We start from the raw sequence: 25,440 nt of genomic DNA on the forward strand, positions 1-25,440 counted from the left end.
TTCTCGCCAAGCGCCGGTGAGCTGCAGGGCTCCGGGTGCGCGCCCGAGGGGACCACATTCACCGCACTCACCGCACTCACCGCACTGGCGAGACACTGGCGGGACACTGGCGGGACCGCTGGCGAGAATCCGTTGACCTATGGCCATCCCGCCACTACTCCCCATCCCGCCCACCCCATAGCGTCCCCCCGTGACCAAGTTCCTGCTCTCCCTCCACGTCCTCGCCGCGATCATCGCCGTCGGGCCCATCACCGTCGCGGCCAGCATGTTCCCGCCGAGCGCGCGCAAGGCGCTGGCCGAACCCGGGAGCGAGCGGGCGGTGTCGGCCGTACGGCTGCTGCACCGGATCTGCCGGGTGTACGGCGGTGTGGGCATCGCCGTACCCGTCCTCGGGTTCGCCACGGCGATGAGCATGGGTGTGCTGAAGGACCCCTGGCTGATCGTGTCGATGCTGCTGACCACCCTCGCGGCGATGGTCCTGCTGGCGCTGGTGCTGCCCCGGCAGGAGGAGATCCTGGAGGGGCTCGGCGGAGATGCCGGGGTCGGCGGTGACGTGGAGGCGGGCGGGACCAGGACGACGACCGGCCCCGCGGCGACCACGGCGACCACGGCGACCACGGCGACCACGGCGACCACGGCGACCACGGCGACGAAGACTACGAAGGTGACCAAGGCCACCGCTCAACTCGCCATGTTCACAGGCGTGTTCAACCTGCTGTGGGCCACGGTCACGATCCTGATGATCGTCCGCCCCGGTTCGACCACCGGCGCGTGAAGCGCTCCCCGCATCCCACCCGCTTCCCACCGGCCCTCGCGCGGGTGCATGATCCGGCCATGCATCCACACCAGTCCCCCTCCCAGGCCTACCTCGCCTCCGTTGCCGCCCGGCTCGCCACCGACGGCTGCCAGACCTGGTGGGAGGACTGGGGCGGGGTGCCCGTACTCATAGGGCGGCGGGCCGACTTCCGGCTGCGGTGGCTGGGCAAGATGCATCTGTTCACGATGGCGATCGCCGTCCCGGAGATCACGATGGCGACGATCGGTACCTTCACCTTCCAGGCGATGGAGTACGCCAAGCGCATCAAAGGCGGACTGCCGGCCGGGGTACAGACCGGGATCGGTATCTTCCCCGTGCTGGTCAGCGACCGGGTGGACCCGGCCGCCATGCAGTGGGCGGAGGCGCAGGCGCGCCATGACTGGGGCATCATGGCCCGGCCCGTCGTGGTCGACAGCGCGCGCCAGTACGTGGGTATCTGTCGGCGCAAGGGTTTCGTGGGCAGGGCCTACGCGTCGCACATGCTCAAGAAGGGCACCCTCTACCTCGACGGCCGGTGACACGACGGTGGCACGGTGGCACCCCCGCCCCCGTCCCCCACCCCACGACCGCTCAACTCCGGGCCCTGATCAGCCACTCCTCGTCGACCGGCTCCCTCCGGAACCCCCGGGCCACCGAGGCCGCGACCAGCACCCACGCGCCGAGCACCAGGGTGAAGAAGGCCCAGGAGAGAGGCCAGACGGAGGCGTCCAGGGGCTCGGGGCGGCTGTGGAAGGAGAAGTACATGAGGGCGGCCGGCGGGACGGCGACCAGGAGCAACGGCCAGGCCAGGGCGTCCCGACGGCCGAAGTAGGCCGCGAGGAGCAGAAGGACCAGAGCGAGGACGATCAGCCCCGTGACGGTCACGGGGGTCGTCTCCGAGAGGGAACCCTCCAGCTCGGGCCGGTTGCGCAGATCCCAGGGAAGACAGACGCGGTACGCCGCCGCGGCGAGCGCGGCACCGAGCAGACGCGTCAGCCAGCGTTCCGGCCAGGGGCGCGTGCGCAGAGGGCGAAGCAGCTTCTCGGTCATGCGTACGAGGGTTGCCGGGCAGCCGCCGCGCCGACAGAGTACGGATACTCAGTCCGCCCTGAGCCACACAGCAGACCCCGCCCCCTGTAAGGGGCGCGGGGAACTGCGCGACCAGCCACGACGGCGCGACGGACGACCAACCACCCGCCCCACCCCACCCCTCCCCCGCCCCCCCTCAGCGGAGCGCCGTCGCCGACAACGGCTCCGCGATGTCCTCCAACGACCGCCGCTCCGCCCGCACCGCGAGAAACGCCGCCACCAGCCCCGCCGCGCACATCAGCCCCGCACCGATCTGGAAGGCGAGGACGGTGTCGGAGACGACCCCGGACTCGGTCAGCTCGGCGAAGATCAGCGGCCCGCTGATACCGCCGGCGGCCGTGCCGAGGGCGTAGAAGAAGGCGATGGCCATCGCGCGGGTCTCCATGGGGAAGACCTCCGAGACCGTCAGATACGCGCTGCTCGCCCCGGCCGAGGCGAAGAACAGGACGACGCACCAGCAGCCCGTCAGGGTCACCTCGTCGAGCGAACCCCGGCCGAAGAGCCAGGCCGTGACGAAGAGCAGGACACCGGACAGCAGATACGTCGACGAGATCATGATCCGCCGCCCGACCGTGTCGAACAGTTTGCCTCGCCCCGCGATATTGCCGACGACGGTCACTTCCAGCCCGTCGAGGATCCACACCGTGCCGAGGCCGATGACGATCGTCCAGTGCCAGCGCGACCAGGGCAGACGGTCCAGACGCGCCGGTACGGCGGTCGTGATCACCCCTGGCGACCCCGGCGACCCCGGCGAATCCGGTGAATCCGGTGAATCCGGCGAATCCGGGGATCCGGGGATCCGGGGGACTTCGGATCGGTGACGGACATGGGCTGCGGCTCCCTCCACATCGAGCGAACCCGGCCCGAGTGCCCCGCCCGGCGGGGCCTGCGCCCGGCCGCCGCGAGGGCACCCGAACGGCCTACGCCCCCAGCGCCCGCGACACCGTGTAGATCAGCAGGCCCGCCAGCGAACCCACCACCGTGCCGTTGATCCGGATGAACTGCAGGTCACGGCCGATGTTGGCCTCGATCTTCTTCGTGGTGTGCTCGGCGTCCCAGCTCGCGACCGTCTCGGTGATGAGGGAGGTGATCTCCGCGCGATAGGTGGTCACGACATGCACGGCCGCGCCCTCCAGCCACTTGTCGACCTTGGCCTGCGCACTCGGCTCGGTCGCCAGCCGGGTGCCCAGCGACAGCAGGGAGGTCCGGACCCGCAACCGCAGCTCGCTGCGCTCGTCCTCGGCGGCGGACACGATCATCGACCGTACGGCCGTCCAGGCGGAGGCGATCAGGTCCTGGACCTCGCCCCGGCCGAGCACCTCGCCCTTCAGCCGCTCCACCCGCGCCCGGGTGTCCGTGTCGGACTGGAGGTCGGTGGCGAAGTCGGTGAGGAAGCGGTCGAGGGCGCCGCGCGCCGGATGGGTGGGCGAGTCGCGCATCTCGGTGACGAAGCGGAGCAGCTCCTTGTAGACCCGCTCGCCGATGCGCCGGTCGACGAACCGGGGGGTCCAGCCGGGGGCGCCGCCCTCGACGGCGTCCATCACCTGCTCGTCGTGGAGTATCAGCCAGTTCTGGGCGCGGGCGCAGATCAGATCGACGGCCCGGCGGTGGCCGCCGTCGACGACGATCTTCTCCAGCATCTTCCCTATGCCGGGCGCGATCTCCTGGGCGCCCGCCCGCCGGGTGATCGCCTCCCCGACGACGGCCTGCACGTCCGAGTCGCGCAGCACGGTCAGCGCGCCCCGCAGCGCGGTCGCCAGCTCGGCCGTCACCCGATCGGCGTTCTGCGGTTCGGCGAGCCACGCGCCGAGCCGGCTGCCGATGCCGACGGCCCGCAGCCGCTGTCGTACGACGTCCTGGGAGAGGAAGTTCTCGCCGACGAACTCACCGAGCGAGACGCCCAGTTGGTCCTTCTTCGTGGGGATGATCGCGGTGTGCGGGATGGGCAGCCCGAGCGGATGGCGGAACAGCGCGGTCACGGCGAACCAGTCCGCCAGCGCGCCCACCATGCCCGCCTCGGCCGCCGCCGCGACATAGCCGGCCCAGGCGCCCGCGCCCTCGTGCGCGGCCCACTTGGCCAGGACGTACACCAGTGCGACGAAGAGCAGTAGCCCGGCCGCGATGAGCTTCATCTGCCGGACGCCGCGCTGCTTCTCCTCGTCGGCGGCGCTGAAGGTGGTCATGGTGCGGTGCGAGACACGCGGCTCGGCGGCCCGCGCCGCTCCGCCCGCCTCGCCCGCCTCGCCCGTCTCGTCCGCAGCTTCCGCCGCTTCCGCTTTCGTACGGTCCATTCACTCCACCCGTTCCCTGTCCCCCGTACACATTGTCCCGTTCCTCATCTCTTCAACACCCGCAGATCTTCAACTCTGCGGATCTTCAACTCTGCCGATCTTCAACTCTGCCGATCTTCAACTCTGCCGATCTTCAACTCTGCCGATCTTCAACTCTGCCGGTCTTCCACACCTGCGGACGTGACCCACTGCATGACCTACTCCCGGAACGGAACAGGAGTTCCCCGCGTCTGTCCGGGCGGGGGAACCGATCGGGGTTCCGACAAGCAGCCCTGACCCCATGACGCATGATGGGGTGATCACATCGGAGCCTCGGGGCTCCACAGCCCGAGGAGTAGCTCACCGCATGACCAGGCAGAACGGTTATGCACTGCTGGCGGCCATCGCCGCGCTGATCGTGGCCATCTCGGCCGCGATATACGTCGGTGTCGGCACCGACGACGGCACCCACCGCCAGGAGACATTCACCCGCGCGCCCCGCAACAGCGCCGCACCCGCCTCGACCGGCGTCTGGGTCGGCGCCTGGGCCGCCTCGCCGAGCGGGTCTGAGCCGGGCACCGAGACGGCGGGCCTCGCGGGCCGTTCGGTACGCAACGTGGTGCACACGACCGCCTCCGGTACGAGTGCCCGCGTCACGCTGTCCAATCTCTACGGCCAGCAGCCGCTGACCATCACCCACGCCTCGCTCGCCGTCGCCGCCTCGTCGGCCACCCCGGCCGCGGCGGCCGACACCATGCGCCGCCTCACCTTCGCCGGCAATCCGACGGTCGTCGTCGCCGCCGGTCAGCAGGTGGTGAGCGACGCCGTACGGGTGCCGATCCCGCACGACAGCGACGTACTGATCACCACCTACTCCCCGACGCCCTCCGGCCCGGCGACCTATCACGCGCACGCCCGGCAGATCTCGTACACCGCCGAGGGCGACCGGGTCGCGGACGTCACCGGGGTGCCCTACACCACGCAGACGATGCACTGGCGGTACGTCACCGCGCTGGACGTGCTGAGCAACGAGTCCGACGGCACGGTCGTGGTCCTCGGCGACTCACTCACCGACGGCGTCACCTCCACGGCCGGCGAGAACCGGCGCTGGACGGACGTCCTCTCCGGCCGTATCCGCGCCGCCGCCGGCTCCTCCGACACACCCCGCTACAGCGTCGTCAACGAGGGCATCAGCGGCAACCGCGTCCTCACCGACGGCAACGGCCGCCCCGCCGAGAACCCGAGCGGACTCTCCCGCTTCCAGCGGGACGTCCTCGGGCGGACGGGCGTCAGGGCCGTGGTGATCGACCTCGGCGTCAACGACATCCTGAAGAACCCCGGCCGGGCCGACCCCGAGGCCATCACCGAGGGCCTGCGCCGTCTCGTCGACCGGGCCCACGCCCGGGGCCTGCGGGTGGTCGGCGCCACCCTGATGCCCTTCCGCGGCCACCGCGGCTACTCCGACCAGCGCGAGTCCGTCCGCCAGGCCGTCAACGCCACCATCCGCTCGGGCGACGTCTTCGACACCTACGTCGACTTCGACAAGGCCCTCCGCGACCCCTACGACCCCCGCAGCCTCCGCCCCGACTACGACTCCGGCGACCACCTCCACCCCAGCGACAAGGGCTACGAACGCATGGCCGAGGTCTTCGACCTACAGAAACTCAAGGGTTCGGCACCGGCGGAGCTGTAGCAACACAGGGACGCGGGGAACGGCGCAATCTTTTAGGGGCGCGGGGAACGGCGCGAGCAACCACGACGCACCCGCACCCGCACCCGGCACACGACCTACCGTTCCCGCCCCCTACGCCGCTCCCGTTCCAGATCCCTCTCCCGCCGCTTCTCGTGCACCCGGTCGAGATGGGACGCGTGCAACTCCCGCCGGGCCTCACGCCGTTCCACCCGCTCCAACCTCCGCGCCTCCTTCAACCGCTGCCGCTCGGCCTTCGGCACCTTCCGCTCGACCCCGACCCCGCCCCAGAACGCGAACCCGGTGAGGATCACCCGAGGCGCCCCGGGATCCCCCGGCACCCCCTCCTCGCCGTGGTCGAACCCGCCCATGATCCCGATGCCCCGGACGACGACCTCGACCCCGGGCGGCACGATCACATTGATCCCGCCCATGATCGCCACGCAGTTGATCGTGACCTCACGCTCCGCGAACACCGCGTCCCGCAGATCCAGTTCCCCGCCGCCCCAGAACGCGAAGCAGTCGAACCGCGCGGGCACGGTCCACCGCCCCTTGCGCTCGAACCCGGACATGATCGCCACGCCCCACGTGGACGTCCCCTCGCCCCCGACGATCCGCTCCGGCCAACTCGCGCCCTCCCCGGGCCCCTTGACCAGCGACACGGACGGCGACGACGGCAACGACGACGGCACGACGGCCGGCGGCGCCACGGTCCCCGCCCCGGGCAGATCCCGGGTGATCGGCGCCAACTCGCCGTACGTCCGCGCCTTGTACGTCGCGTCCAGCCGCTCCTCGAACTCCTCCATGTCGAGCCGCCCCTCCGCGAGGGCGTCCCGCAACTGCTCGGAGACCCGTTCACGATCGGCGTCGGAGGCACGAAGATCCGCGGCGGCCGGAAGATCCGGCATGTCGTCCGTCATACGAATCAGCCTACGAGGAACCCCCGCACAGGGGCTACGACACAGCCGGCCCCGGCTCCCCCACCCGTTCGCCGGCCTCCTCCGCCCCCCGCCGCTCCGCCACCCGCTCCGCCTGCTGCGCGTACATCTGGGCGATCACGGCCTCGATGTCCGGCTCCCGCACGGAGAGGTCCACGAGCGGATACTCGGACGCGATCCGCGCCACCAGCGGGGCCGCCGACTCCGACGCCGGGAAGGCGAGCCACTGCCGGGGCCCCTCCACCCGTACGACGCGGGCGGGCCCGGCCTCGATCGGCGGCAACTCGCGCTCCAGGTCGACGACGAGGGTCCGCTCGCTCTCGCCCACCTCGTGCAGCCCGGTCAGCGGCCCGTCGTACATCAGCCGCCCGTGGTCGATGACCATCACCCGGCGGCACAGCTGCTCGATGTCCTGGAGGTCGTGCGTGGTGAGCAGCACGGTCGTGCCCCGCCCGGTGTTCAGTTCCCTGAGGAACTCGCGGACCTTCGCCTTGCTGATGACGTCCAGTCCGATCGTCGGCTCGTCCAGGTACAGCACCTCGGGGTCGTGCAGCAGCGCCGCCGCGATGTCCCCGCGCATCCGCTGCCCGAGCGAGAGCTGCCGTACGGGCACGTCCAACAGCTCGCCCAGTTCGAGGAGTTCGACACAGCGGTCGAGGTTCTCGCGGTAACGGGCGTCGGGGATGCGGTACATGCGGTGCATCAGCCGGTAGGAGTCGATGAGCGGGAGGTCCCACCAGAGGGTCGTGCGCTGTCCGAAGACGACTCCGATACGGCGGGCCAGCCGCGTCCGTTCCCGGGACGGGTCGATGCCGGCGACCCGCAGCCGGCCCCCGCTCGGTGTGAGGATGCCGGTCAGCATCTTGATGGTGGTGGACTTTCCCGCGCCGTTCGGCCCGATGTAGCCGACCATCTCCCCTCTCGCGACCGTGAAGGAGATCGAGTCGACCGCCCGCACCTCACGCCGCTCCCGCCGCAGGAACCCGGTCTTCTTCCGGACGTCGAAGACCTTCTCGACGCGGTCGAGTTCGATGAACATGCTGTCTGACGCCACGGCTCAGCTCCCTGTACTCCGGTACGAACGCAGCCCCGCCCGCCACACGAGCCCCGCCAGCGCGCAGCAGGCCACGCCGACCAGCGGGGGTGCGAAGGCCGTCCAGGACGGCAGGTCGAGGGGGTAGGGGCGGCCCAGGACGTACAGTCCGGGCACCCAGTTGACGAAGGCGAGCGGCAGGACGAAGGTCACACCGCGCAGCAGATCCTTGGCGAAGAGGGCCGGCGGGTACTGCAGCAGGGTCGCGCCGCCGTAGGTGAAGGCGTTCTGCACCTCGGAGGCGTCCTGCGCGACGAACTGGAAGGCCGCGCCGCCGACGAACACCGCCGCGAAGATCAGCCCGCCGCCGCACACCATCAGCGGGATCATCAGCGCCTTGACCGGCGTCCAGGCGATGTCGAGCGTGGTGAGCGCGTACCCGAGGACGAACAGTCCCTGGGTGACCCGGCCGAGGCGGCGCAGCGCGAACTTGTCCGCCGCGACCTGGGCGAGCACGGGCACGGGTCGTACGAGGAGGGTGTCGAGCGTGCCGTCGCGGACCCGGCGGCCGAGCCGGTCCATGGAGCCGATCATCAGATCCGCGAGCCCGAAGGCGACGGCGGAGGTGCCGTACAGCAGGGCGATCTCGGGGAGGGAGAAGCCTCCCAACTCATCCACCTGGGAGAACATCAGCAGGATCGCCACGAAGTCGAACGAGGTCGCCGCGAAGTTGCCGAAGGTCGTCATGGCGAAGGAGGCGCGGTAGGCCATCGTGGAGCGGATCCACATGGCGGCGATCATGCGATAGGCGCGCAGCCCGTCCCGTACGCGGTCGCCCACACCGTAGGCGTCGAACGGGTCCTCGGGCCCGACTCCCGCCATGGGCCGCTCGTCGAGGTCAGCCACCCTGGACCACCACCTTCCGGGTCGCCGCCGACTGGATCAGCCGCCCGACCGTGAGCAGGACCACCGCCCAGGTGAGCTGGAAGGCGTACGTCGCCCAGGGGTCGGCCTCGCCCAACAGGACGTCCGCCGGGGCCTGGAGCAGGGCGGACCAGGGCAGGAGGCGGGCGAGGTCGCCGAGGGCGCCGGGGAAGACGTTGAGCGGCAGGAGCATCCCGGAGAAGAAGACTCCGGTGAGCCAGGTGATCTGCATCGCTCCGGCGCCGTCGAGGAGCCAGAAGGCCCACAGGGCGACGATGTACCGGATCGCGAAGCTGACGAGGGCGCCGAGGGCGACCGCGACGAGACAGGCGAGCCAGGGCAGCGGGCCGCCGGGCAGGGCCAGGTCGAAGAAGAGGGCGCCGCACACCATGGGGACGACACCGCGTCCGAGCAGCTGGAACAGGGCGCGGCCCATGTCGGCGGCGAGCCACCACAGCTGGAGGTCGACGGGCCGGTACAGGTCGACCGCGATGTCCCCGGTCCGGATCCGTTCGATCAACTCCTCCTCGAATCCCACGCTGCCCAGTACCATCACCGCGAACATGGCCTGGCCGACCCAGACATAGGTGAGTGCCTGGGCCTGGTCGTAGCCGCCGAGGTGGGGCTTCTCGTGCCAGAGGGCCAGGTAGGTGTATGCGAGGATGAAGCCGAAGACCGTGTTGGTGAACACCCCCGCCGCGGTGGCCACCCGATATGTCGCGTACCGCCTGAAACCACCGGCGGCGACGGCGGCGTACAACCGCCCTGTGCCCACGAGGAAACCCCCATCCGCTGCGAAGAGTTAGGCGAAAGGCCGAGGCCTGGACCGATTCGGGCCGAAGCGAAGGAGCCTAGTCCGCGGCCGGAGGGGCCCGCCATGCGTTTTCGGGGGCGGACGGTGGCGCTCGTGAGGTGCGCATGGTGTGCGCTTGGGGTGTGAGGGGGACGTGACGCGATCCGGGAACGGATCGAACGGTACGAGAGTCTTAACTCAGGGGTTCAGAACCGGCCCGGAGCGGGCGTAAAGCGTACGAGGCCGTACGGAAATGAACGTACGACGCGAAAACAGGAGCACGGCAGCACGATGAGCGACGAGCCGCAGCCGAAGCGGAACGATCCGGGCTGGGCGCCGAGGGATCCGGAGCGACGCACTCCGGGCGCGACTCCGGGGTCCGGCGACAACGCCGCCAAGGGGAGCACCGACGGCGAGCCCGGCACGACACCGGCCACCGACCCGCCCCCGACCGACGGGCCCACCTCCGCCCTCCGAAGGCCCGACAACCGCCCCGACCCGACACCGAGCGGACCGCCGGGGGCGAGGCCTGGCGGGCAGTCCGGCACGGCAGCCGGTGGGCGTCCGGGTGGGCGGTCCGGCGCGGCGCCCGGCGGCAAGCCTGGCTCGCGGTCCGGTGCGGCGGACCGCGGACGGCCCGATGGGTCGTCCGGTGCCGCGCCCGGTGGGCGGTCCGGCGCGGCGTCCGGTGCCGCGCCCGGTGCCGCGCCCGGTGGGCGGTCCGGCGCGTCGCCCGGCGCGGCATCCCCTGGCTCGGCACCTGGCTCGGCACCCGGCTCGGCACCCGGCTCGGCACCCGGTGGGAAGCCTCCTGCCGGAAGTGGCCGGGCGGCCGAGGCCGACTCGGCGTCCGCGTCCACGTCCACGTCCGCATCCACGTCCACGTCCACGTCCACGTCGGCATCCGCGTCCGCGTCCGCTGCCGGTGGCAAGCCCTCCGGGGACCGTGGTGGGCAGGCGCCCGGTGCCGGGGTCCCGGACGCGCGGGCCGCCAGGGCTGCCAGGGCGGCGCGGGCCGCCAAGGCCGCCGGCGCGCTGGGCGCCGGCGCGGCCGGCGCACGTGACACCGGCCCCGGCGCCGTCGCCGGACGTGACGGCACCCCCTCCGGAGCCTCCTCCCCCTCCTCCGGCGGCACCCCCTCCTCCACCCACGACGCCAAGTCCCCCCGGACCCCCGGCGCGGCGGGTGGCACGGCAGGTGGCGGCGCCGATGACACCCCCACCACCACCCTGGCCATCACCCCGGCCCGCAAAGCAGGCGCCGCCGCCACCGCAGGCGCCGCCGCCGCGGGCACCGCCGCCACCGCGGGCCCCGGGGCCGACACGCCCACGCAGGCCCTCGGTGTCATCCCCGCCGGGAAGGCCACCGCGGTCGTGCCGGACGTCACCCCGGACCCCGCCCCCGACGGCGGCAAGGCGAAGAAGCGCAAGCGGCCCAAGCGGACCGGGTGGAAGCGGCTGATCCCCACCTGGCGCTTCGTGCTCGGCGCCTTCGTGATCGGACTGATGCTGATCGCCGGCGCCTTCGTGCTCGGCTACAACATGGTCCACATCCCGAAGCCGCAGGACGCCGCGACCAAGCAGTCCAACGTCTACCTCTACGCGGACGGCACCCAGATCGCCCGCGACGGCGAGGTCAACCGCGAGAACGTCCCGCTGTCGAAGGTCTCCAAGGCCGCCCAGCAGGCCGTACTCGCCGCCGAGGACCGCGACTTCTACTCCGAGCCGGCCATCGACCTCAAGGCGATGGCCCGCGCGGCCTGGAACACCGCGACCGGCAAGGGCAAGCAGTCCGGCTCGACGATCACCCAGCAGTACGTGAAGAACTACTACCTGGCCCAGGACCAGACCGTCACCCGCAAGGTGAAGGAGTTCTTCATCGCGATCAAGCTGGACCGCGAGGTCACCAAGGACGAGATCCTGGAGGGCTACCTCAACACCAGCTTCTTCGGCCGCAACGCCTACGGCATCCAGGCCGCCGCCCAGGCCTACTACGGCGTGGACGCCGACGAACTCACCGCCGAGCAGGGCGCGTACCTCGCCGCCCTGGTCAACGCGCCGAGCATGTACGACGTCGTCGCCCACCCCGAGAACAAGGACGCGGCCGTCGCCCGCTGGAACTACGTCCTCGACGGCATGGTCAAGGAGGGCTGGCTCAAGCAGTCCGAGCGGACCGGCGCGAGGTTCCCGATGCCAAAGCAGGCCACCACGTCCAGCGCCTTCTCCGGCCAGCGCGGCTACCTAGTCGAGGCCATCAAGTCGTACCTCATCGAGCACAAGATCATCGATGAGAAGGCACTGGAGAACGGCGGTGGCTACCGCATCACCACCACCATCCAGCCCAAGATGCAGAACGCCTTCATCAAGGCCGTCGACGACCAGCTGATGGACAAGCTCGACAAGAAGAACCGCAAGATCGACAACCATGTCCGCGCCGGCGGGGTCTCCATCGACCCGAAGACCGGCAAGGTCATCGCGATGTACGGCGGCATCGACTACACCAAGCAGTACGTCAACAACGCGACCCGCCGCGACTTCCAGAACGGCTCGGTCTTCAAGCCGTTCGTGTTCACCTCCGCCGTGGAGAACGCCTCCAACAACCAGAGCGGCCAGGCGATCACCCCGAACACCATCTACGACGGCACCAACAAGCGCCCCGTGGTCGGCTGGCCCGGCGGGACGTACGCCCCCGAGAACGAGGACTACGTCAACTACGGGGACATCACCGTCCGCCAGGCCACCCAGAGTTCCGTGAACTCGGTGTACGCGCAGATGGCCGTGGACGTCGGCCCCGAGAAGGTCGAGAAGACCGCGATCGACCTCGGACTGCCCAAGAACACCCCGGACATGAACCCGTACCCGTCCATCGCCCTGGGCACCGCCACCGCGAGCGTCCTCGACATGACGGAGGCGTACGCCACGCTCGCCAACCACGGCAAGCACGGCACGTACACGATGATCGAGAAGATCAGCAAGGACGGCGAGGTGATCAAGCTGCCCACGACGGAGTCCACCCAGGCCGTCAGCCGCAAGGCCGCCGACACCACCACGGCCGTCCTGCAGAGCGTCGTGGAGAGCGGCACCGCCACCGCCGCCCAGGCCTCCGGCCACCCGGTCGCCGGCAAGACCGGCACCGCCGAGGAGGACAAGGCGGCCTGGTTCGCCGGCTACACCCCGGACCTCGCCACCGTCGTCTCCGTCATGGGCCAGGACCCCAAGACGGGCGCCCACAAGCCGCTGTACGGCGCCATGGGCCTGCCGCGCATCAACGGCGGCGGGGCGCCCACGGAGATCTGGGCGCAGTTCACCAAGGAGGCCCTGAAGGGCAAGAAGGTCAAGGAGTTCGACCTCGACCTCCAGGTCGGCGCGGACGTCGTCATCACCCCGCCCAGCACCCCGGCCGACGAGCCGGGCGCGACGGGCGAGGAGGAGACGGACGGCCCGACCGACGGTGACACCGACGGCCCGGCCGACGGCGGCACCGACGGCGGCACCACCACCGGCGGCACGCCCACGACCGACGGCGGCACCACCTCCACCGGCGGCACGGCCACGGACGGCGGTACGACGTCCACCGGCGGCACCACCACCGACGGCGGCGCCACGTCCACGGGCGGTACGACGACGGACGGCGGCGCCACCTCCACCGGCGGCACCACGACCGACGGGGGAACGACGGACGGCGGAGCGACCACAGGGGGCGACACCTCGGTGGGACCCTTCGGCTAGCCGAGGTGACCGCGACTGCTCAGTGGCCGGAGGTGGCCTTCAACCCCACCACGGCCACGAGCAGCAGACATACGAAGAAGATCCGGGCGGCGGTGGTCGGCTCCCCCAGCCACACCATGCCGACGACCGCCGCCCCGGCCGCCCCGATCCCCACCCACACGCCGTACGCGGTACCGATGGGCAGGGTACGGGCGGCGTAGGACAGCAGCAGCATGCTGGCGACGATGCCGGCGCCGGTGAGCACGCTCGGCAGCGGGCGGGTGAATCCATCGGTGTACTTCATCCCGATCGACCAGCCGACTTCGAGTACTCCGGCGACGACGAGCAGAACCCAGGCCATGACGGCACCTCCGTGATCCGTGAAGGGAATCGGGGTGCGTCGTCTTGTCGAATCCCGGTGCGGGTCCCGGTACGGCGCGTCTCGTCGGGCGTCTTCAACGGTAGCAAAACAGAGGCGTGAGGGGCTGGTGACCATGGTCACCAGCCCCTCACGCCTCTACCGACAGTGGAATCAGAGATACAGGCCGGTGGAGTCCTCCGACCCCTCGAACCGGTCCGCGGCCACCGCGTGCAGATCACGCTCCCGCATCAGCACGTACGCCACGCCCCGGACCTCGACCTCGGCGCGATCCTCGGGGTCGTAGAGGACCCGGTCGCCGGGCTCGACGGTCCGGACGTTCTGGCCGACCGCGACGACCCCGGCCCAGGCGAGGCGCCGGCCGACGGCCGCCGTCGCGGGGATCAGGATGCCGCCGCCGGAACGCCGCTCGCCCTCGGCGGTGTCCTGCCGCACGAGCACACGGTCGTGGAGCATCCGGATGGGCAACTTGTCGTGCTGGGTCTTCTCGCTCACACCCCGAACCTACCGTCCTCGTCAGGCCCTACGGCGCCGGGTGCTGAAGGCCAGGAGCCCGACCACACCGACGACCACGAGGGCGACGGGCACGATGCGCTCGATCCGGGGCGCCCCGTCCTCGTCGACGAACTGGCCCCGGACATCGCTGACGACCCGGTTGACCGAGACGTACGCCTTGCCCAGGGTGTGGTCGATGTTGGAGACGACCTTGGCCCTGGCGTCGCCCACGATGGTCTTCGGATGCACACGGACGCCGATCTCGTCGAGCGTCTCGGCGAGGGTGTCGCGGCGGCGCTTGATGTCCGCCTCGATCTCGGCCGGGCTTCTGGTGTCCGAGGTATCCGCCACCGCGCTGCCTCCCGTTGTCGGTTGTCCCTGAAATCTCTTGGTGAAATCTCTTGGTTGCGGACAGTCTGTCAGCTCCACCCGCCGCCGCACTGCCAGGGCCCGCCATTACGCTGGACCGATGAGCGAGCGACTCCAGCCCGGTGACGTGGCCCCCGCCTTCACCCTCCCCGACGCCGACGGCAACGCGGTGTCCCTGTCCGACCACAGGGGCCGCAAGGTCATCGTCTACTTCTACCCGGCCGCCCTGACCCCCGGCTGCACCAAGCAGGCCTGCGACTTCACCGACAACCTGGAGCTCCTCGCGGACGCCGGGTACGACGTCATCGGCATCTCCCCCGACCAGCCCGAGAAACTCGCCAAGTTCCGCGACAAGGAGTCCCTGAAGGTCACCCTTCTCGGCGACCCCGACAAGACGGCCCTGGACGCCTACGCCGCCTTCGGCGAGAAGAAGAACTACGGCAAGACCTACCAGGGCGTCATCCGCTCCACGATCATCGTCGACGAGGAGGGCAAGGTGACCCACGCCCTCTACAACGTCCGCGCGACGGGCCACGTGGCGAAGATCATCAAGGACCTGGGCATCTGAGACCCGCAGCAGCCGCCCGCACGGCCCGTACCGAAACGATCCGGTACGGGCCGTTCCGCATCCCGGACGTGACCGTCCGATAAACGGTTCGTTACTCCATGCGAGGACTGATCAAACAGTCGAATGGGAGGGGTGGGTGGGCATGGACGCCTACAGCAAGGAGCGACTCGCACCAGCCGTCGCCGAGACACGCAACTGGACAGATCCAATGCGGCGGCTCGGACTCCAGACGAGCGGGGGGCAGCGACGTGTGCTGCAAGAAAAGGTTGCCAGTCACGGGCTGGACACGAGCCACTTCACCCAGCGCAGCCCGTGGCGCAAATACCCGGACGCCGACATCGCCGAAGCTGCCGCCTCATCCTTCTCGCTGCGCGAGGTAGCACTCAAGCTGGGCGCCACTCCGGCCACCGGCACGCTGTCCCATATTCGACGGCGCATCGACGCGGCAGGCATCGACATCAGCCATTTCCCCGGCATCGACCGGCCCGAGCTGGACCTTCCTTTCACCACCGAGGAGTTGAGAGCAGCCGCAGCCACAGCACACAGCGTTCGTGGCGTGGCGCGCTCATTGGGCGTTCCGGATGACAGCCGCTCGCGCGCCACACTGCTACGCATGTTGCGCGAACGGGGCGTTGACACAAAGCACTTCGCCCACACCCGCTTGTCGATTCACGAGGACACACTCCGCACCCTGATCCCCCCAAGCATCGAGCTATGCCGATGTGATGCGTGGCCTCGATCCGGCTGTCAACGACACCGACCACCGACGCGTGAGGCGCGCCGCAACACGCCTAGGACTCGACACCAGCCACTTCAAACGCCGCGCCTGGGGCAAGCCGGACAGCCCGGCTCACGCCCCGACGGCTCATCGTGTACTCGTTGTTCTACCCGCGCACGCCGGACGAACCAACAGAAGCCAACTGCACCGAGCCCTGACCGAAGTGGGAGTGCGGTACGCGTGCGCGAGTCGCGGCAACCCTGGTGAATGGCTAGGCCGTCGCATCACCTTGCAGATCGACCACGTCAACGGGGACTGGCACGACAACCGCCAGGAGAACCTGCGATACCCGTGCCCGAACTGCCACGCGCTGACAGATACGTGGTGCCGACAGAAAGAACGAACACCACTCGCAGGGTAGGGGCCGATCACCGTACACTGACAGCCGCCCGCCATGCTGGACGACGGGCGACCAGCGGCCTTGGCGGAACGGCAGACGCCTCGCGTTTAGGGCGCGATGGGAGCAATCCCGTGAGGGTTCGAATCCCTCAGGCCGCACTCGCCTTTATTTTCAAGGTCCGGCTTGCGACTTCTGCAAGCCGGACCTTCCCCGTGGGCCTCAGCCCACCAGCTCCCGCAGCACCGGCACCAGCCCCCGGAACGCCTTGCCCCGGTGGCTGATCGCGTTCTTCTCCTCCGGGCTCAGCTCCGCACACGTCCGCGTATCCCCCTCCGGCTGGAGGATCGGGTCGTAGCCGAAGCCGTTCGTGCCGACCGGGGTGTGACGCAGTACGCCCCTCAGCCGCCCCTCGACCACGCGCTCCGTGCCGTCCGGCAGGGCGAGGGCCGCGGCGCAGTTGAAGTGGGCGCCACGGTGTTCGTCGGCGATGTCGCCGAGCTGGGCCAGCAGCAGTGCCAGGTTGGCCTTGTCGTCGCCGTGGGTGCCGGCCCAGCGGGCGGAGAAGATGCCGGGGGCGCCGTTCAGGACGTCGACGCAGAGGCCGGAGTCGTCGGCGATGGCGGGGAAGCCGGTGGCGCGGGCGAGGGCGTGGGCCTTCAGCAGGGCGTTCTCGGCGAAGGTGACGCCGGTTTCCTTGACGTCGGGGATGTCCGGATAGGCGTCCGCGCCGACGAGTTCGTGGGCGAGGCCCGCGTCGGCGAGGATGGCCTTCAGCTCGGTGAGCTTGCCGGCGTTGCGGGTGGCGAGGATCAGGCGGGTCATGCCCACCAGTATCGCGACCCCCGCCGCCCGGCTCTCCCGAGTAGTGCCGCTGCCGGTGCCGTTACGACGTGCAGACCTTCGTCAGTTCGCCCGCCGCGTCCGTGATGCCGCTGATGTCGGGCGTCGTGTCGCCGTTCTCCACGGCCGTACGGGTGTCGGTGACGGCCTTCTGGAGGGAGTCGACGGCCTTGTTGACGTCGGCGTTGTCCGTCTTGTCGCCGATCTCGTCGAGGTTCTTGTCGATGGAGGCGAGGGACTCCTCCAGCTGCGTCGGGTCGTCCGCGGCGGTCTGCACGGCCTGCTGGAGGTCGTTGACGCTCTGGGCGATGGCGTCGGCGGTCTGGACGCAGTCCAGGGCCTTGTTCACCGCGTCGCAGCCGGTGGTGAGCCCGGCCGTGAGGGCGACGGCAGCTACGGCTCCGGCGATGGCGGTCATACGACGTCGGCGGCTCGCGGCCATGGAACGGTCCTCCTGGTGGACTGGTTGCAGGCCTGACGGCCCCCTGCGTGGTGCATGAACGGCTACTGCGGTGGGCCGGGCGCACGGTGGTGTGCCGTGCGCCCGTATGGGCAAGGACGCGGGCGGGGCCGCCGTGGTTGCCACCGGCGGCCGTCGCTCTTGGTGCGCCCTTTACCCTTCTTTACCTTTCGAGGACCGTATCAAGTGCCTTGCGCTGAAGGGCGGCCAGCTCGTCGCAGCCGGAAACCGCCAGGTCCAGCAGCGAGTTGAGTTCCTCGCGGGCGAACGGCTCGGCCTCGGCGGTGCCCTGGACCTCGACGAAGCGGCCGTCGCCGGTGCAGACGACGTTCATGTCGGTGTCGGCCTTCACGTCCTCCTCGTAGCGGAGGTCGAGGAGGGGGACGCCGGCGACGATGCCGACGGAGACCGCGGACACCGTTCCTGCCAGGGGCTGACGGCCGGCCTTGATCAGCTTCCGGCCCTGGGCCCAGGCGACGGCGTCGGCGAGAGCGACGTACGCGCCGGTGATGGCCGCCGTACGGGTGCCGCCGTCGGCCTGGAGGACGTCGCAGTCGAGGACGATCGTGTTCTCGCCGAGCGCCTTGTAGTCGATGACGGCGCGCAGGGAACGGCCGATGAGGCGGGAGATCTCGTGGGTACGGCCGCCGATCTTGCCGCGTACGGACTCGCGGTCGCCGCGGGTGTTGGTGGCGCGCGGGAGCATGGAGTACTCGGCGGTGACCCAGCCCTCGCCGCTGCCCTTGCGCCAGCGGGGGACGCCTTCGGTGACGGAGGCGGTGCAGAAGACCTTCGTGTCGCCGAAGGAGATGAGGACGGAGCCCTCGGCGTGCTTGCTCCACCCGCGTTCGATGGTGACCGGGCGGAGCTGTTCGGGCGTGCGGCCGTCGATTCGAGACATGGCGCTGAGCTTAGGGGGTGTCGCGCGACACCCCCTCATCGCGCTCAGGGCTACATCATGTCTTCGATCTCCGCGGCGATGGGGTCGGCGTCCGTGCCGATGACGACCTGGATCGCGGTGCCCATCTTGACGACGCCATGGGCACCGGCGGCCTTGAGCGCGGCGTCGTCCACGAGGGAGGCGTCACGGACCTCGGTGCGCAGGCGCGTGATGCAGCCCTCGACCTCTTCGATGTTGTCGAGGCCACCGAGCCCGGCGACGATCTTCTCAGCCTTACTGGCCATGCCCACTCTCCCCTTTGTTCCCTTTTACCTGTTTGCCGCAGTAACCCACAGTTGGCCCAGCTTCGCGAGCGTCCCTGCCGTCCGTACCGAAGGATGACTACTGGTCTACACCACCGGACGAACGGTCACCAAATGAACGCCGCCGGCAGCGCACTCCAGAGCACCCATCTGTTCCAGGGCATGCAGAAGATGGGCCGCAGCCTCCAACTGCCCATCGCCGTGCTGCCGGCCGCGGGCATCCTCAACCGCCTGGGCCAGCCGGACATGTTCGGCGACGAGGGGCTGGGATGGACGGACGTCGCCAAGGTGATGGACGGCGCGGGCGGCGCGCTGCTCAACGGCGAGCTGGGCCTGCCGCTGCTGTTCTGCGTGGGCGTGGCGATCGGCATGGCCCGGAAGTCGGACGGCACGACGGCGCTGGCGGCGGTCGCCGGGTTCCTCGTCTACTACAGCGTGCTGCACGAGTTCCCCAAGGACTGCGCGCCGGGCTCCAAGGCCGTCGACGTGGGCTGCCGGACACCGGAGGGGACGGTGGCGGCGTTCTCGTACCAGAACCCGGGGGTCTTCGGCGGGATCGTGATCGGGCTGCTCACCGCGTACCTCTGGCAGCGCTACCACCGTACGAAGCTGGTGGACTGGCTCGGGTTCTTCAACGGGCGGCGGCTGGTGCCGATCATCATGTCGTTCGTGGCGATCGCGTTCGCCGCGCTCTGTCTGTGGATCTGGCCGCCGATCGGTGACGCGCTGGAGAGCTTCAGCGACTGGCTGAACGGTCTGGGCGCGTGGGGCGCGGGGGTGTTCGGGATCGCGAACCGGGCGCTGCTCGTCATCGGGCTGCACCAGTTCCTGAACGTGCCCATCTGGTTCCAGTTCGGCAGCTACACCAAGCCGGACGGGGAGGTCGTGCACGGCGACATCAACATGTTCCTCGCCGGGGACCCGAGCGCGGGGCAGTTCACCTCCGGGTTCTTCCCGATCATGATGTTCGCGCTGCCGGCCGCCGCGCTCGCCATCACGCACTGCGCGAAGCCGAGCCGCCGCAAGGAGGTCGGCGGGCTGATGACGTCGGTCGCGCTGACGTCGTTCGTCACGGGCATCACCGAGCCCATCGAATACTCGTTCCTGTTCATCGCACCCGGGCTGTACGTCGTGCACGCGCTGCTGACCGGTGCGTCGATGGCGGTGACCTGGGGGCTCGGGGTGCACGACGGGTTCAGCTTCTCCGCCGGGCTCATCGACTACGTCATCAACTGGAACCTCGCGACCAAACCCTGGCTGATCGTCCCGATCGGGTTGTGCTTCGCGGTCGTGTACTACGTGATCTTCCGGTTCGCGATCACGAGGTTCGATCTGAAGACCCCGGGGCGGGAGCCGGAGGACGAGGTGGAGGACATGACGAAGCCGTAGTCCGGCGACGGAATTCGGTTGCTCCGGCCCATGGGAGGCGCGGTAGTCGTAGAGGCCGGGCCCGCACCCGAGGTGCGGGCCAATACCCTACGGCCAACCGGAAGTTGACACCCGTGAACACATCCCGCACCACACCCGACACCCATGACCTCCCCTCCGTCGAGGACCCGCCGCCCTCCTGCCGCGATCTCGTCGGCGTGCTCGCGCAGACCGATCGGCGGGACGCCTTCGCGGCGCTCGCGCTCGGCGCCACCCGCCTCGAAGAGGTGGCCGAGCGGACGGGGCTGCGCCCGGCCGCCGCCGCGGTCGCGCTGCGCGGGCTCGTCGACGGGCGGATCGCCGCGTACGACACCGAGGCCCGCGCCTATCGGCTCCTGGACGACACGTTCCGGCTGGCCGTCCGGGCCGAGGTGCGGATCTCCGGGCGTGGCGGCGGGGACGGCGCGGGGGCCTACTTCCGCAAGGGCCGACTGACCTCGATCCCCGGTGCCACGGAGGTGCGCGCCCGGGTGCTCGCCGTCGTCGCCGACTCCTTCGAGGCCGGGGTCACCTACTCCGAGGCCAAGGTCAACGCCCTCTGCGGCCAGTGGTTCGACGACTGGGTGACCCTGCGCCGGGCGCTCGTGGACGAGGAACTGCTGCGCCGGGACGAGTCGGGCACACGGTACGTACGAGTCTGACGAGTCGTCCGAAATCCGGGTAGGAACCGAGGGTTCCTGATCCCTTCCCCATCTGCTACAACAGGTCTACACCACTGAGTGGTGTAGACCACCACCCGATGGAGGAAGTCTATGAGCACCGCCACCGCGCCAACGGCGGCCCCCGCGAAGAAGTGGGGATCCGGTCTTTTCCAGGGCCTTCAGAAGGTCGGCCGCAGTCTGCAGCTGCCCATCGCCGTGCTGCCGGCGGCGGGCATCCTGCTGCGTCTCGGCCAGGCCGACGTGTTCGGCAAGGACGGGCTCGGCTGGAACAAGGTGGCCTCGGTGTTCGCCACAGCCGGCGACGCCGTGTTCGCCAACCTGCCGCTGCTGTTCTGCGTCGGCATCGCCATCGGCTTCGCCAAGAAGGCCGACGGCTCCACCGCGCTGGCGGCGCTGGTCGGCTTCCTGGTGTACAAGAACGTGCTGACCGCGTTCCCGATCACCGAGGCCCAGGTCACCAAGGGTGCGGATGTCGCCGCAACCTACAACGACCCCAAGGTCTTCGGCGGCATCATCATGGGCCTCATAGCCGCCGTCACCTGGCAGCGCTTCCACCGCACCAAGCTCCCCGACTGGCTGGGCTTCTTCAACGGCCGCCGTCTGGTGCCGATCCTGATGGCCTTCATCGGTACCGCCGTCGGTGTCTTCTTCGGTCTGGTCTGGGAGCCCATCGGTGGTGTGATCACCAACTTCGGCGAGTGGATGACCGGCCTCGGCGCTGTCGGCGCGGGCATCTTCGGCGCGATCAACCGCGCGCTGCTGCCGGTCGGCATGCACCAGTTCGTCAACACGGTGGCCTGGCAGGAGATCGGCTCCTTCAAGGATGCCTCCGGTGCCGTCTGGCACGGTGACCTGCCGCGCTTCTTCCACGGCGACCCGACCGCCGGCCAGTTCATGACCGGCTTCTTCCCGATCATGATGTTCGCGCTGCCGGCCGCCGCCCTGGCGATCACGCACACCGCCCGCCCGGAGCGCCGCAAGGCCGTCGGCGGCATGATGCTCTCGCTCGCGCTGACCTCGTTCGTCACCGGTATCACCGAGCCGATCGAGTTCGCGTTCATGTTCATCGCGCCGGTGCTGTACGTCATCCACGCGGTGCTGACCGCCATCTCGATGGCCGTCACCTGGGCCCTGGGCGTCCACCACGGCTTCAGCTTCTCGGCCGGTGCGATCGACTACTTCCTCAACTGGAACCTCGCCACCAAGCCCTGGATGATCATCCCGATCGGTCTGGTCTTCGCTGCGGTCTACTACTTCGTCTTCCGCTTCGCCATCACCAACTGGAACCTCCCCACCCCGGGCCGCGAACCCGAGGAGGAGGTGGAGGACCTCACCAAGGCGTGAGATCCGACCGCCGTACGGCATGACGAAGGCCCCGGAACCGGGAAGGTTCCGGGGCCTTCGCGCACCCAGGAGGCTCAGATCTCGTACGACATCCTCGGCACCGCCAGCTCCACCGGGCCGTCGTACACCGCGCGGGCGTCGACGAGGTTGACCTGCGGGTCGGTCCACGGCGGGACGTGGGTGAGCACGAGGCGGCGGGCGCCGGCCCGGGTGGCCGTCTCACCGGCCTCGCGGCCGTTGAGGTGGAGGTCCGGGATGTTCTCCTTGCCGTGGGTGAAGGCGGCCTCGCACAGGAACAGGTCGGCGTCGCGGGCCAGTTCGTCCAGGGTGTCGGTGACGCCGGTGTCCCCGGAGTACGTCAGGACCCGGCCGTCGTGCTCGATCCGGATGCCGTACGCCTCGACGGGGTGGGCGACCCGTTCCGTGTGGACGGTGAAGGGGCCGATCTCGAACGTGCTCGGCTTGACCGTGTGGAAGTCGAAGACCTCGCTCATGGAGGAGGCGGACGGGGTGTCGGCGTAGGCCGTGGTGAGGCGCTGCTCGGTGCCCTCCGGTCCGTAGACCGGGATGGGGTCGCAGCGGCCCCCGTCATGGCGGTAGTACCGTGCGACAAAGTACGCGCACATGTCGATGCAGTGGTCGGCGTGCAGATGGCTGAGGAAGATCGCGTCGAGGTCGTAGAGACCGCAGTGGCGCTGCAGCTCGCCCAGGGCACCGTTGCCCATGTCGAGGAGCAGCCGGAAGCCGTCGGCCTCTACGAGGTAGCTCGAACAGGCCGATTCCGCGGACGGGAACGACCCCGAGCAGCCGACGACGGTGAGCTTCATGAGAGCTTTAACCTCCGCGACGGGTTGCGGATTGCAGATTGCAGTTAGCGGGGTTGCGAAGGACGGACGTGGGTGCAACTGGCGTGGTGCGGTCCGTTGAGCGTAAGGCGCAAAAGGGTGGGTCGCTCCTCCGCCAGGGGTCGTTGTGGGCGAACTCACCTGTGGTGTCACCGGTTCGGCTGGTGGTAGGGCCGTTGAGGCGTGTTCGAGCCGGGGTGAGGTGGTATCGGACGGCGCGTGGGCGTGTGACGGGGCGGGCGTGGCGTGGTGCGCGCCGGTACCGTCGGGGCCATGGACACGTCCTGGTGGTTGGCGCTCGCGGCGGTGGTGTCGCTGGCGCTGCTCGCGACGCTCGTCGACGGTTGGGGGCGGTCGCGACGGCCGCCTCGGCGGGCGCGACGGCCGGGTGGGCGGGCGCGTCCGCCGGGGCGTCCCGAGCGGGCGCGGGGGCCTGTGCCGCGGCCCCGGCCCGCGGAGATCTGGTGGGCGAGTGTGCCGTTCGAGGACGGGCCCGGGGGCAAGGACCGGCCGTGTCTGGTGCTGGCCGTGCGGGGGGATCGCGCCCGGGTCGCCAAGATCACGAGCCGCTACCGCGACGAACGGGCGGGGGTGATTCCGCTGCCGCCGGGCACGGTAGGTGATGTGCGGGGGCGTCCCAGCTTTCTGGAGACGGGCGAGCTGCGTGACGTCCCGGTCCACGACTTCCGCCGCAAGGCCGGCGTGGCCGACCCGATCCTCTGGGACCAGGTCCGCCATCTGTCGGCCTGAGGGGGGTGCGTCGGCGGGTGCGGCTCCGGTGGGGCTTCTCGCGCAGTTCCCCGCGCCCCTGAAAAGCAGGGGCCGCGCCCCGTGCTTTTCAGGCCCATCGCCGGTCGCCTTTCAGGGCCGCGGGGGCCTGGGTCTTTTGGGGGCGCGGGGACCTGCGCGACCAGCCCCCACGCACCCGCAGCCGCCGACGAACCGCGTCCCCACCCCACTAGGCGCCCCCTACGCCCAGAGCTGCCCCTGCAACGTCTCGATGGCCTCTTCCGTCGTCGCCGCCGTGTAGACGCCCGTCGACAGGTACTTCCAGCCACCGTCGGCGACCACGAAGACGATGTCGGCCGGCTCGCCGGACTTGACCGCCTTGTTGCCGACGCCGATCGCCGCGTGCAGCGCGGCGCCGGTGGACACGCCGGCGAAGATTCCCTCCTGCTGCAGGAGCTCCCGCGTACGGGTCACCGCGTCGGCGGAGCCGACGGAGAAGCGGGTGGTGAGGACGGACGCGTCGTACAGCTCGGGCACGAAGCCCTCGTCGAGGTTGCGCAGCCCGTAGACGAGGTCGTCGTAGCGCGGCTCGGCGGCGACGATCTTGACGTCCGGCTTCTGTTCCCGGAGGTAGCGGCCCACGCCCATCAGCGTGCCCGTGGTGCCGAGACCCGCCACGAAGTGGGTGATGGAGGGGAGGTCCGCCAGGATCTCCGGGCCGGTCGTGGCGTAGTGGGCGCCCGCGTTGTCGGGGTTGCCGTACTGGTAGAGCATCACCCAGTCGGGATGCTCGGCGGAGAGTTCCTTCGCCACGCGTACGGCCGTGTTGGAGCCCCCCGCCGCCGGGGACGGGATGATCTCGGCGCCCCACATGCCGAGCAGGTCGCGCCGCTCCTGGGAGGTGTTCTCGGGCATCACGCAGACGATGCGGTAGCCCTTGAGCTTGGCCGCCATGGCGAGGGAGATGCCGGTGTTGCCCGAGGTGGGCTCCAGGATCGTGCAGCCGGGGGTGAGCCGGCCGTCCTTCTCCGCCTGTTCGATCATGTGCAGGGCGGGCCGGTCCTTGACCGAACCCGTCGGATTGCGGTCCTCCAGCTTCGCCCAGATACGGACCTCGGCGGACGGCGACAGCCGCGGCAGGCACACCAGAGGGGTGTTGCCCACCGCGGCCAGCGGGGAGTCGTAGCGCATGGGTGATCAGGCCATGCCGCCGGCCACGGCCGGCAGGATCGTCACGTTGTCGCCGTCGGACAGCTTGGTGTTGATGCCCTCCAGGAAGCGGACGTCCTCGTCGTTCAGGTAGACGTTGACGAAGCGGCGCAGTTCACCGCCGTCCACGATGCGGGCGTGGATGCCGGCGTGACGGGTCTCCAGGTCGGTGAACAGGTCGGCGAGGGTGGCACCGGCCCCCTCCACCGCCTTCTGACCGTCGGTGTACTGGCGGAGGATGGTGGGGATGCGGACCTCGATGGCCATGGTGTGCGGCTCCTGTCGGGAGTGGTCGGTTCGGTGGGCGCGCGGCAGCGCGGAAGTGCGGGGTCACACCGGGGGTGGCGCCGCGGCTCACGGCCGTACGGCGGCAGGGGTCGGCGTCAACAGATGGCGCTGGCAAGCCTGCACAGGTCGACGTGCAGCCGCGCCACGAGCAGGGCGCCCGGCGTCTTCTCGCTCACGTCGTCAAAAACCATGGGCTCATCGTATCGATTCCCGGTCCGGGTCCCGGAATGTGATCCCACATGTCGGACGGTTTCGGGCCGGG

26 protein-coding genes, 1 tRNA gene, 1 pseudogene and 1 riboswitch are annotated in these 25,440 nt (G+C 70.0%); of the genes and pseudogenes, 10 read left to right on the forward strand and 18 right to left on the reverse strand.

Annotated features, from left to right (window positions below; genetic code table 11):
• Positions 1-190: 190 nt before the first annotated feature.
• Together F9278_RS46230 and F9278_RS17320 are read left to right on the forward strand one after the other, a co-directional pair.
• On the forward strand, positions 191-775 hold the full coding sequence (locus tag F9278_RS46230; RefSeq protein ID WP_193241530.1) for a protease: 585 nt from the start codon (positions 191-193) through the stop codon (positions 773-775).
• A 59-nt stretch (positions 776-834) separates the two neighbouring features.
• The gene (locus F9278_RS17320) at positions 835-1,335 is read left to right on the forward strand and encodes a levansucrase (RefSeq protein WP_152169171.1); all 501 of its coding nucleotides are present in this window, start codon (positions 835-837) and stop codon (positions 1,333-1,335) included.
• A gap of 52 nt (positions 1,336-1,387) precedes the next feature.
• Here the strand turns inward: F9278_RS17320 and F9278_RS17325 are convergent, their stop codons facing one another.
• The 3 genes and pseudogenes from F9278_RS17325 to F9278_RS17335 all read right to left on the reverse strand — a co-directional run bounded on the left by F9278_RS17325 (position 1,388) and on the right by F9278_RS17335 (position 4,176).
• A complete protein-coding gene (locus F9278_RS17325) occupies positions 1,388-1,846 on the reverse strand; it encodes a hypothetical protein (RefSeq protein WP_152169172.1) in 459 nt (152 codons plus the stop codon).
• Between the two features lie 175 nt (positions 1,847-2,021).
• A pseudogene (locus F9278_RS17330) lies at positions 2,022-2,477 on the reverse strand (MFS transporter); the annotation flags it as partial.
• Positions 2,478-2,805: 328 nt separating this feature from the next.
• Complete coding sequence (locus tag F9278_RS17335; RefSeq protein ID WP_152169173.1) at positions 2,806-4,176, reverse strand: DUF445 domain-containing protein; 1,371 nt, start codon at positions 4,174-4,176, stop codon at positions 2,806-2,808.
• A 346-nt stretch (positions 4,177-4,522) separates the two neighbouring features.
• On the opposite strand from F9278_RS17335, the gene F9278_RS17340 reads away from it, so the two are divergent.
• Positions 4,523-5,848 (forward strand): SGNH/GDSL hydrolase family protein, encoded by a 1,326-nt coding sequence (locus tag F9278_RS17340; RefSeq protein ID WP_152169174.1) that lies wholly within the window; start codon positions 4,523-4,525, stop codon positions 5,846-5,848.
• A gap of 95 nt (positions 5,849-5,943) precedes the next feature.
• Here the strand turns inward: F9278_RS17340 and F9278_RS17345 are convergent, their stop codons facing one another.
• Genes F9278_RS17345 through F9278_RS17360 form a run of 4 tightly spaced genes read right to left on the reverse strand, consistent with a single transcriptional unit; the run spans position 5,944 to position 9,515 of the window.
• On the reverse strand, positions 5,944-6,765 hold the full coding sequence (locus F9278_RS17345; RefSeq protein ID WP_152169175.1) for a DUF1707 SHOCT-like domain-containing protein: 822 nt from the start codon (positions 6,763-6,765) through the stop codon (positions 5,944-5,946).
• 34 nt (positions 6,766-6,799) lie between these two features.
• Positions 6,800-7,822, reverse strand: a complete 1,023-nt coding sequence (locus F9278_RS17350) for an ABC transporter ATP-binding protein (RefSeq protein ID WP_152173914.1) — start codon at positions 7,820-7,822, stop codon at positions 6,800-6,802.
• Positions 7,823-7,840: 18 nt separating this feature from the next.
• Entirely contained in the window at positions 7,841-8,698 is an 858-nt protein-coding gene (locus F9278_RS17355) for an ABC transporter permease (protein WP_226967300.1), read from the reverse strand.
• 16 nt (positions 8,699-8,714) lie between these two features.
• On the reverse strand, positions 8,715-9,515 hold the full coding sequence (locus tag F9278_RS17360) for an ABC transporter permease (protein WP_152169177.1): 801 nt from the start codon (positions 9,513-9,515) through the stop codon (positions 8,715-8,717).
• Positions 9,516-9,824: 309 nt separating this feature from the next.
• On the opposite strand from F9278_RS17360, the gene F9278_RS17365 reads away from it, so the two are divergent.
• On the forward strand, positions 9,825-13,262 hold the full coding sequence (locus F9278_RS17365) for a transglycosylase domain-containing protein (protein WP_404818904.1): 3,438 nt from the start codon (positions 9,825-9,827) through the stop codon (positions 13,260-13,262).
• Positions 13,263-13,281: 19 nt separating this feature from the next.
• On the opposite strand, the gene F9278_RS17370 is transcribed toward F9278_RS17365, so the two are convergent.
• The 3 genes from F9278_RS17370 to F9278_RS17380 form a co-directional block, all read right to left on the reverse strand.
• Positions 13,282-13,602: a DMT family transporter gene (locus F9278_RS17370; protein WP_152169178.1), complete on the reverse strand. Its 321-nt coding sequence runs from the start codon at positions 13,600-13,602 to the stop codon at positions 13,282-13,284.
• 33 nt (positions 13,603-13,635) lie between these two features.
• Positions 13,636-13,712: riboswitch (guanidine-III (ykkC-III) riboswitch) on the reverse strand.
• A 61-nt stretch (positions 13,713-13,773) separates the two neighbouring features.
• Positions 13,774-14,115 carry a GroES family chaperonin gene (locus tag F9278_RS17375; protein WP_193241531.1) on the reverse strand — a complete coding sequence of 114 codons (342 nt, stop codon included), beginning with the start codon at positions 14,113-14,115 and terminating at the stop codon, positions 13,774-13,776.
• Positions 14,116-14,136: 21 nt separating this feature from the next.
• On the reverse strand, positions 14,137-14,466 hold the full coding sequence (locus F9278_RS17380; RefSeq protein WP_152169179.1) for a DUF3618 domain-containing protein: 330 nt from the start codon (positions 14,464-14,466) through the stop codon (positions 14,137-14,139).
• A 118-nt stretch (positions 14,467-14,584) separates the two neighbouring features.
• Between F9278_RS17380 and bcp the strand changes: the two genes are divergently transcribed.
• Both bcp and F9278_RS17395 read left to right on the forward strand, forming a co-directional pair.
• Positions 14,585-15,052: a thioredoxin-dependent thiol peroxidase gene (bcp, locus tag F9278_RS17385; protein ID WP_152169180.1), complete on the forward strand. Its 468-nt coding sequence runs from the start codon at positions 14,585-14,587 to the stop codon at positions 15,050-15,052.
• A 1,193-nt stretch (positions 15,053-16,245) separates the two neighbouring features.
• Positions 16,246-16,328, forward strand: a tRNA-Leu gene (locus F9278_RS17395).
• Positions 16,329-16,389: 61 nt separating this feature from the next.
• Here the strand turns inward: F9278_RS17395 and rdgB are convergent.
• The 4 genes from rdgB to F9278_RS17415 all read right to left on the reverse strand — a co-directional run bounded on the left by rdgB (position 16,390) and on the right by F9278_RS17415 (position 18,655).
• A complete protein-coding gene (gene rdgB, locus F9278_RS17400; protein WP_152169181.1) occupies positions 16,390-16,992 on the reverse strand; it encodes an RdgB/HAM1 family non-canonical purine NTP pyrophosphatase in 603 nt (200 codons plus the stop codon).
• 61 nt (positions 16,993-17,053) lie between these two features.
• A complete protein-coding gene (locus F9278_RS17405; protein ID WP_152169182.1) occupies positions 17,054-17,452 on the reverse strand; it encodes a hypothetical protein in 399 nt (132 codons plus the stop codon).
• A gap of 181 nt (positions 17,453-17,633) precedes the next feature.
• Complete coding sequence (gene rph, locus F9278_RS17410; RefSeq protein WP_152169183.1) at positions 17,634-18,371, reverse strand: ribonuclease PH; 738 nt, start codon at positions 18,369-18,371, stop codon at positions 17,634-17,636.
• Positions 18,372-18,421: 50 nt separating this feature from the next.
• Entirely contained in the window at positions 18,422-18,655 is a 234-nt protein-coding gene (locus F9278_RS17415) for a glucose PTS transporter subunit EIIB (protein ID WP_059081259.1), read from the reverse strand.
• A 132-nt stretch (positions 18,656-18,787) separates the two neighbouring features.
• On the opposite strand from F9278_RS17415, the gene F9278_RS17420 reads away from it, so the two are divergent.
• The 3 genes from F9278_RS17420 to F9278_RS17430 all read left to right on the forward strand — a co-directional run bounded on the left by F9278_RS17420 (position 18,788) and on the right by F9278_RS17430 (position 22,107).
• Complete coding sequence (locus F9278_RS17420; RefSeq protein ID WP_152169184.1) at positions 18,788-20,062, forward strand: PTS transporter subunit EIIC; 1,275 nt, start codon at positions 18,788-18,790, stop codon at positions 20,060-20,062.
• A gap of 113 nt (positions 20,063-20,175) precedes the next feature.
• The gene (locus tag F9278_RS17425) at positions 20,176-20,742 is read left to right on the forward strand and encodes a DUF2087 domain-containing protein (RefSeq protein WP_193241532.1); all 567 of its coding nucleotides are present in this window, start codon (positions 20,176-20,178) and stop codon (positions 20,740-20,742) included.
• Between the two features lie 111 nt (positions 20,743-20,853).
• Entirely contained in the window at positions 20,854-22,107 is a 1,254-nt protein-coding gene (locus tag F9278_RS17430) for a PTS transporter subunit EIIC (protein WP_152169186.1), read from the forward strand.
• Positions 22,108-22,181: 74 nt separating this feature from the next.
• Here F9278_RS17430 and F9278_RS17435 read toward each other — a convergent pair whose 3' ends face one another.
• Complete coding sequence (locus F9278_RS17435) at positions 22,182-22,934, reverse strand: MBL fold metallo-hydrolase (RefSeq protein ID WP_152169187.1); 753 nt, start codon at positions 22,932-22,934, stop codon at positions 22,182-22,184.
• A gap of 291 nt (positions 22,935-23,225) precedes the next feature.
• Between F9278_RS17435 and F9278_RS17440 the strand changes: the two genes are divergently transcribed.
• Complete coding sequence (locus tag F9278_RS17440) at positions 23,226-23,702, forward strand: type II toxin-antitoxin system PemK/MazF family toxin (protein WP_152169188.1); 477 nt, start codon at positions 23,226-23,228, stop codon at positions 23,700-23,702.
• Between the two features lie 219 nt (positions 23,703-23,921).
• On the opposite strand, the gene F9278_RS17445 is transcribed toward F9278_RS17440, so the two are convergent.
• The 3 genes from F9278_RS17445 to F9278_RS48475 all read right to left on the reverse strand — a co-directional run bounded on the left by F9278_RS17445 (position 23,922) and on the right by F9278_RS48475 (position 25,369).
• The gene (locus F9278_RS17445) at positions 23,922-24,872 is read right to left on the reverse strand and encodes a PLP-dependent cysteine synthase family protein (RefSeq protein WP_152169189.1); all 951 of its coding nucleotides are present in this window, start codon (positions 24,870-24,872) and stop codon (positions 23,922-23,924) included.
• Between the two features lie 6 nt (positions 24,873-24,878).
• Positions 24,879-25,157, reverse strand: coding sequence for a MoaD/ThiS family protein (locus F9278_RS17450; RefSeq protein WP_152169190.1), 279 nt, complete (start codon positions 25,155-25,157; stop codon positions 24,879-24,881).
• A gap of 116 nt (positions 25,158-25,273) precedes the next feature.
• A complete protein-coding gene (locus F9278_RS48475; protein ID WP_020115562.1) occupies positions 25,274-25,369 on the reverse strand; it encodes a putative leader peptide in 96 nt (31 codons plus the stop codon).
• Between the last annotated feature and the right edge of the window lie 71 nt (positions 25,370-25,440).

Source organism: Streptomyces phaeolivaceus (assembly GCF_009184865.1).
Taxonomy (GTDB): domain Bacteria; phylum Actinomycetota; class Actinomycetes; order Streptomycetales; family Streptomycetaceae; genus Streptomyces; species Streptomyces phaeolivaceus.

Excerpts from the sequence above, each read along its gene's own strand:
- F9278_RS17320 (WP_152169171.1), top strand. The coding sequence starts at position 835 with ATGCATCCACACCAGTCCCCCTCCCAGGCCTACCTCGCCTCCGTTGCC.
- F9278_RS17325 (WP_152169172.1), bottom strand. The coding sequence starts at position 1,846 with ATGACCGAGAAGCTGCTTCGCCCTCTGCGCACGCGCCCCTGGCCGGAA.
- F9278_RS17335 (WP_152169173.1), bottom strand. The coding sequence starts at position 4,176 with ATGGACCGTACGAAAGCGGAAGCGGCGGAAGCTGCGGACGAGACGGGC.
- F9278_RS17340 (WP_152169174.1), top strand. The coding sequence starts at position 4,523 with ATGACCAGGCAGAACGGTTATGCACTGCTGGCGGCCATCGCCGCGCTG.
- F9278_RS17345 (WP_152169175.1), bottom strand. The coding sequence starts at position 6,765 with ATGACGGACGACATGCCGGATCTTCCGGCCGCCGCGGATCTTCGTGCC.
- F9278_RS17350 (WP_152173914.1), bottom strand. The coding sequence starts at position 7,822 with ATGTTCATCGAACTCGACCGCGTCGAGAAGGTCTTCGACGTCCGGAAG.
- F9278_RS17355 (WP_226967300.1), bottom strand. The coding sequence starts at position 8,698 with ATGGCGGGAGTCGGGCCCGAGGACCCGTTCGACGCCTACGGTGTGGGC.
- F9278_RS17365 (WP_404818904.1), top strand. The coding sequence starts at position 9,825 with ATGAGCGACGAGCCGCAGCCGAAGCGGAACGATCCGGGCTGGGCGCCG.
- F9278_RS17370 (WP_152169178.1), bottom strand. The coding sequence starts at position 13,602 with ATGGCCTGGGTTCTGCTCGTCGTCGCCGGAGTACTCGAAGTCGGCTGG.
- bcp (WP_152169180.1), top strand. The coding sequence starts at position 14,585 with ATGAGCGAGCGACTCCAGCCCGGTGACGTGGCCCCCGCCTTCACCCTC.
- rdgB (WP_152169181.1), bottom strand. The coding sequence starts at position 16,992 with ATGACCCGCCTGATCCTCGCCACCCGCAACGCCGGCAAGCTCACCGAG.
- F9278_RS17405 (WP_152169182.1), bottom strand. The coding sequence starts at position 17,452 with ATGGCCGCGAGCCGCCGACGTCGTATGACCGCCATCGCCGGAGCCGTA.
- rph (WP_152169183.1), bottom strand. The coding sequence starts at position 18,371 with ATGTCTCGAATCGACGGCCGCACGCCCGAACAGCTCCGCCCGGTCACC.
- F9278_RS17415 (WP_059081259.1), bottom strand. The coding sequence starts at position 18,655 with ATGGCCAGTAAGGCTGAGAAGATCGTCGCCGGGCTCGGTGGCCTCGAC.
- F9278_RS17420 (WP_152169184.1), top strand. The coding sequence starts at position 18,788 with ATGAACGCCGCCGGCAGCGCACTCCAGAGCACCCATCTGTTCCAGGGC.
- F9278_RS17430 (WP_152169186.1), top strand. The coding sequence starts at position 20,854 with ATGAGCACCGCCACCGCGCCAACGGCGGCCCCCGCGAAGAAGTGGGGA.
- F9278_RS17435 (WP_152169187.1), bottom strand. The coding sequence starts at position 22,934 with ATGAAGCTCACCGTCGTCGGCTGCTCGGGGTCGTTCCCGTCCGCGGAA.
- F9278_RS17440 (WP_152169188.1), top strand. The coding sequence starts at position 23,226 with ATGGACACGTCCTGGTGGTTGGCGCTCGCGGCGGTGGTGTCGCTGGCG.
- F9278_RS17445 (WP_152169189.1), bottom strand. The coding sequence starts at position 24,872 with ATGCGCTACGACTCCCCGCTGGCCGCGGTGGGCAACACCCCTCTGGTG.
- F9278_RS17450 (WP_152169190.1), bottom strand. The coding sequence starts at position 25,157 with ATGGCCATCGAGGTCCGCATCCCCACCATCCTCCGCCAGTACACCGAC.
- F9278_RS48475 (WP_020115562.1), bottom strand. The coding sequence starts at position 25,369 with ATGGTTTTTGACGACGTGAGCGAGAAGACGCCGGGCGCCCTGCTCGTG.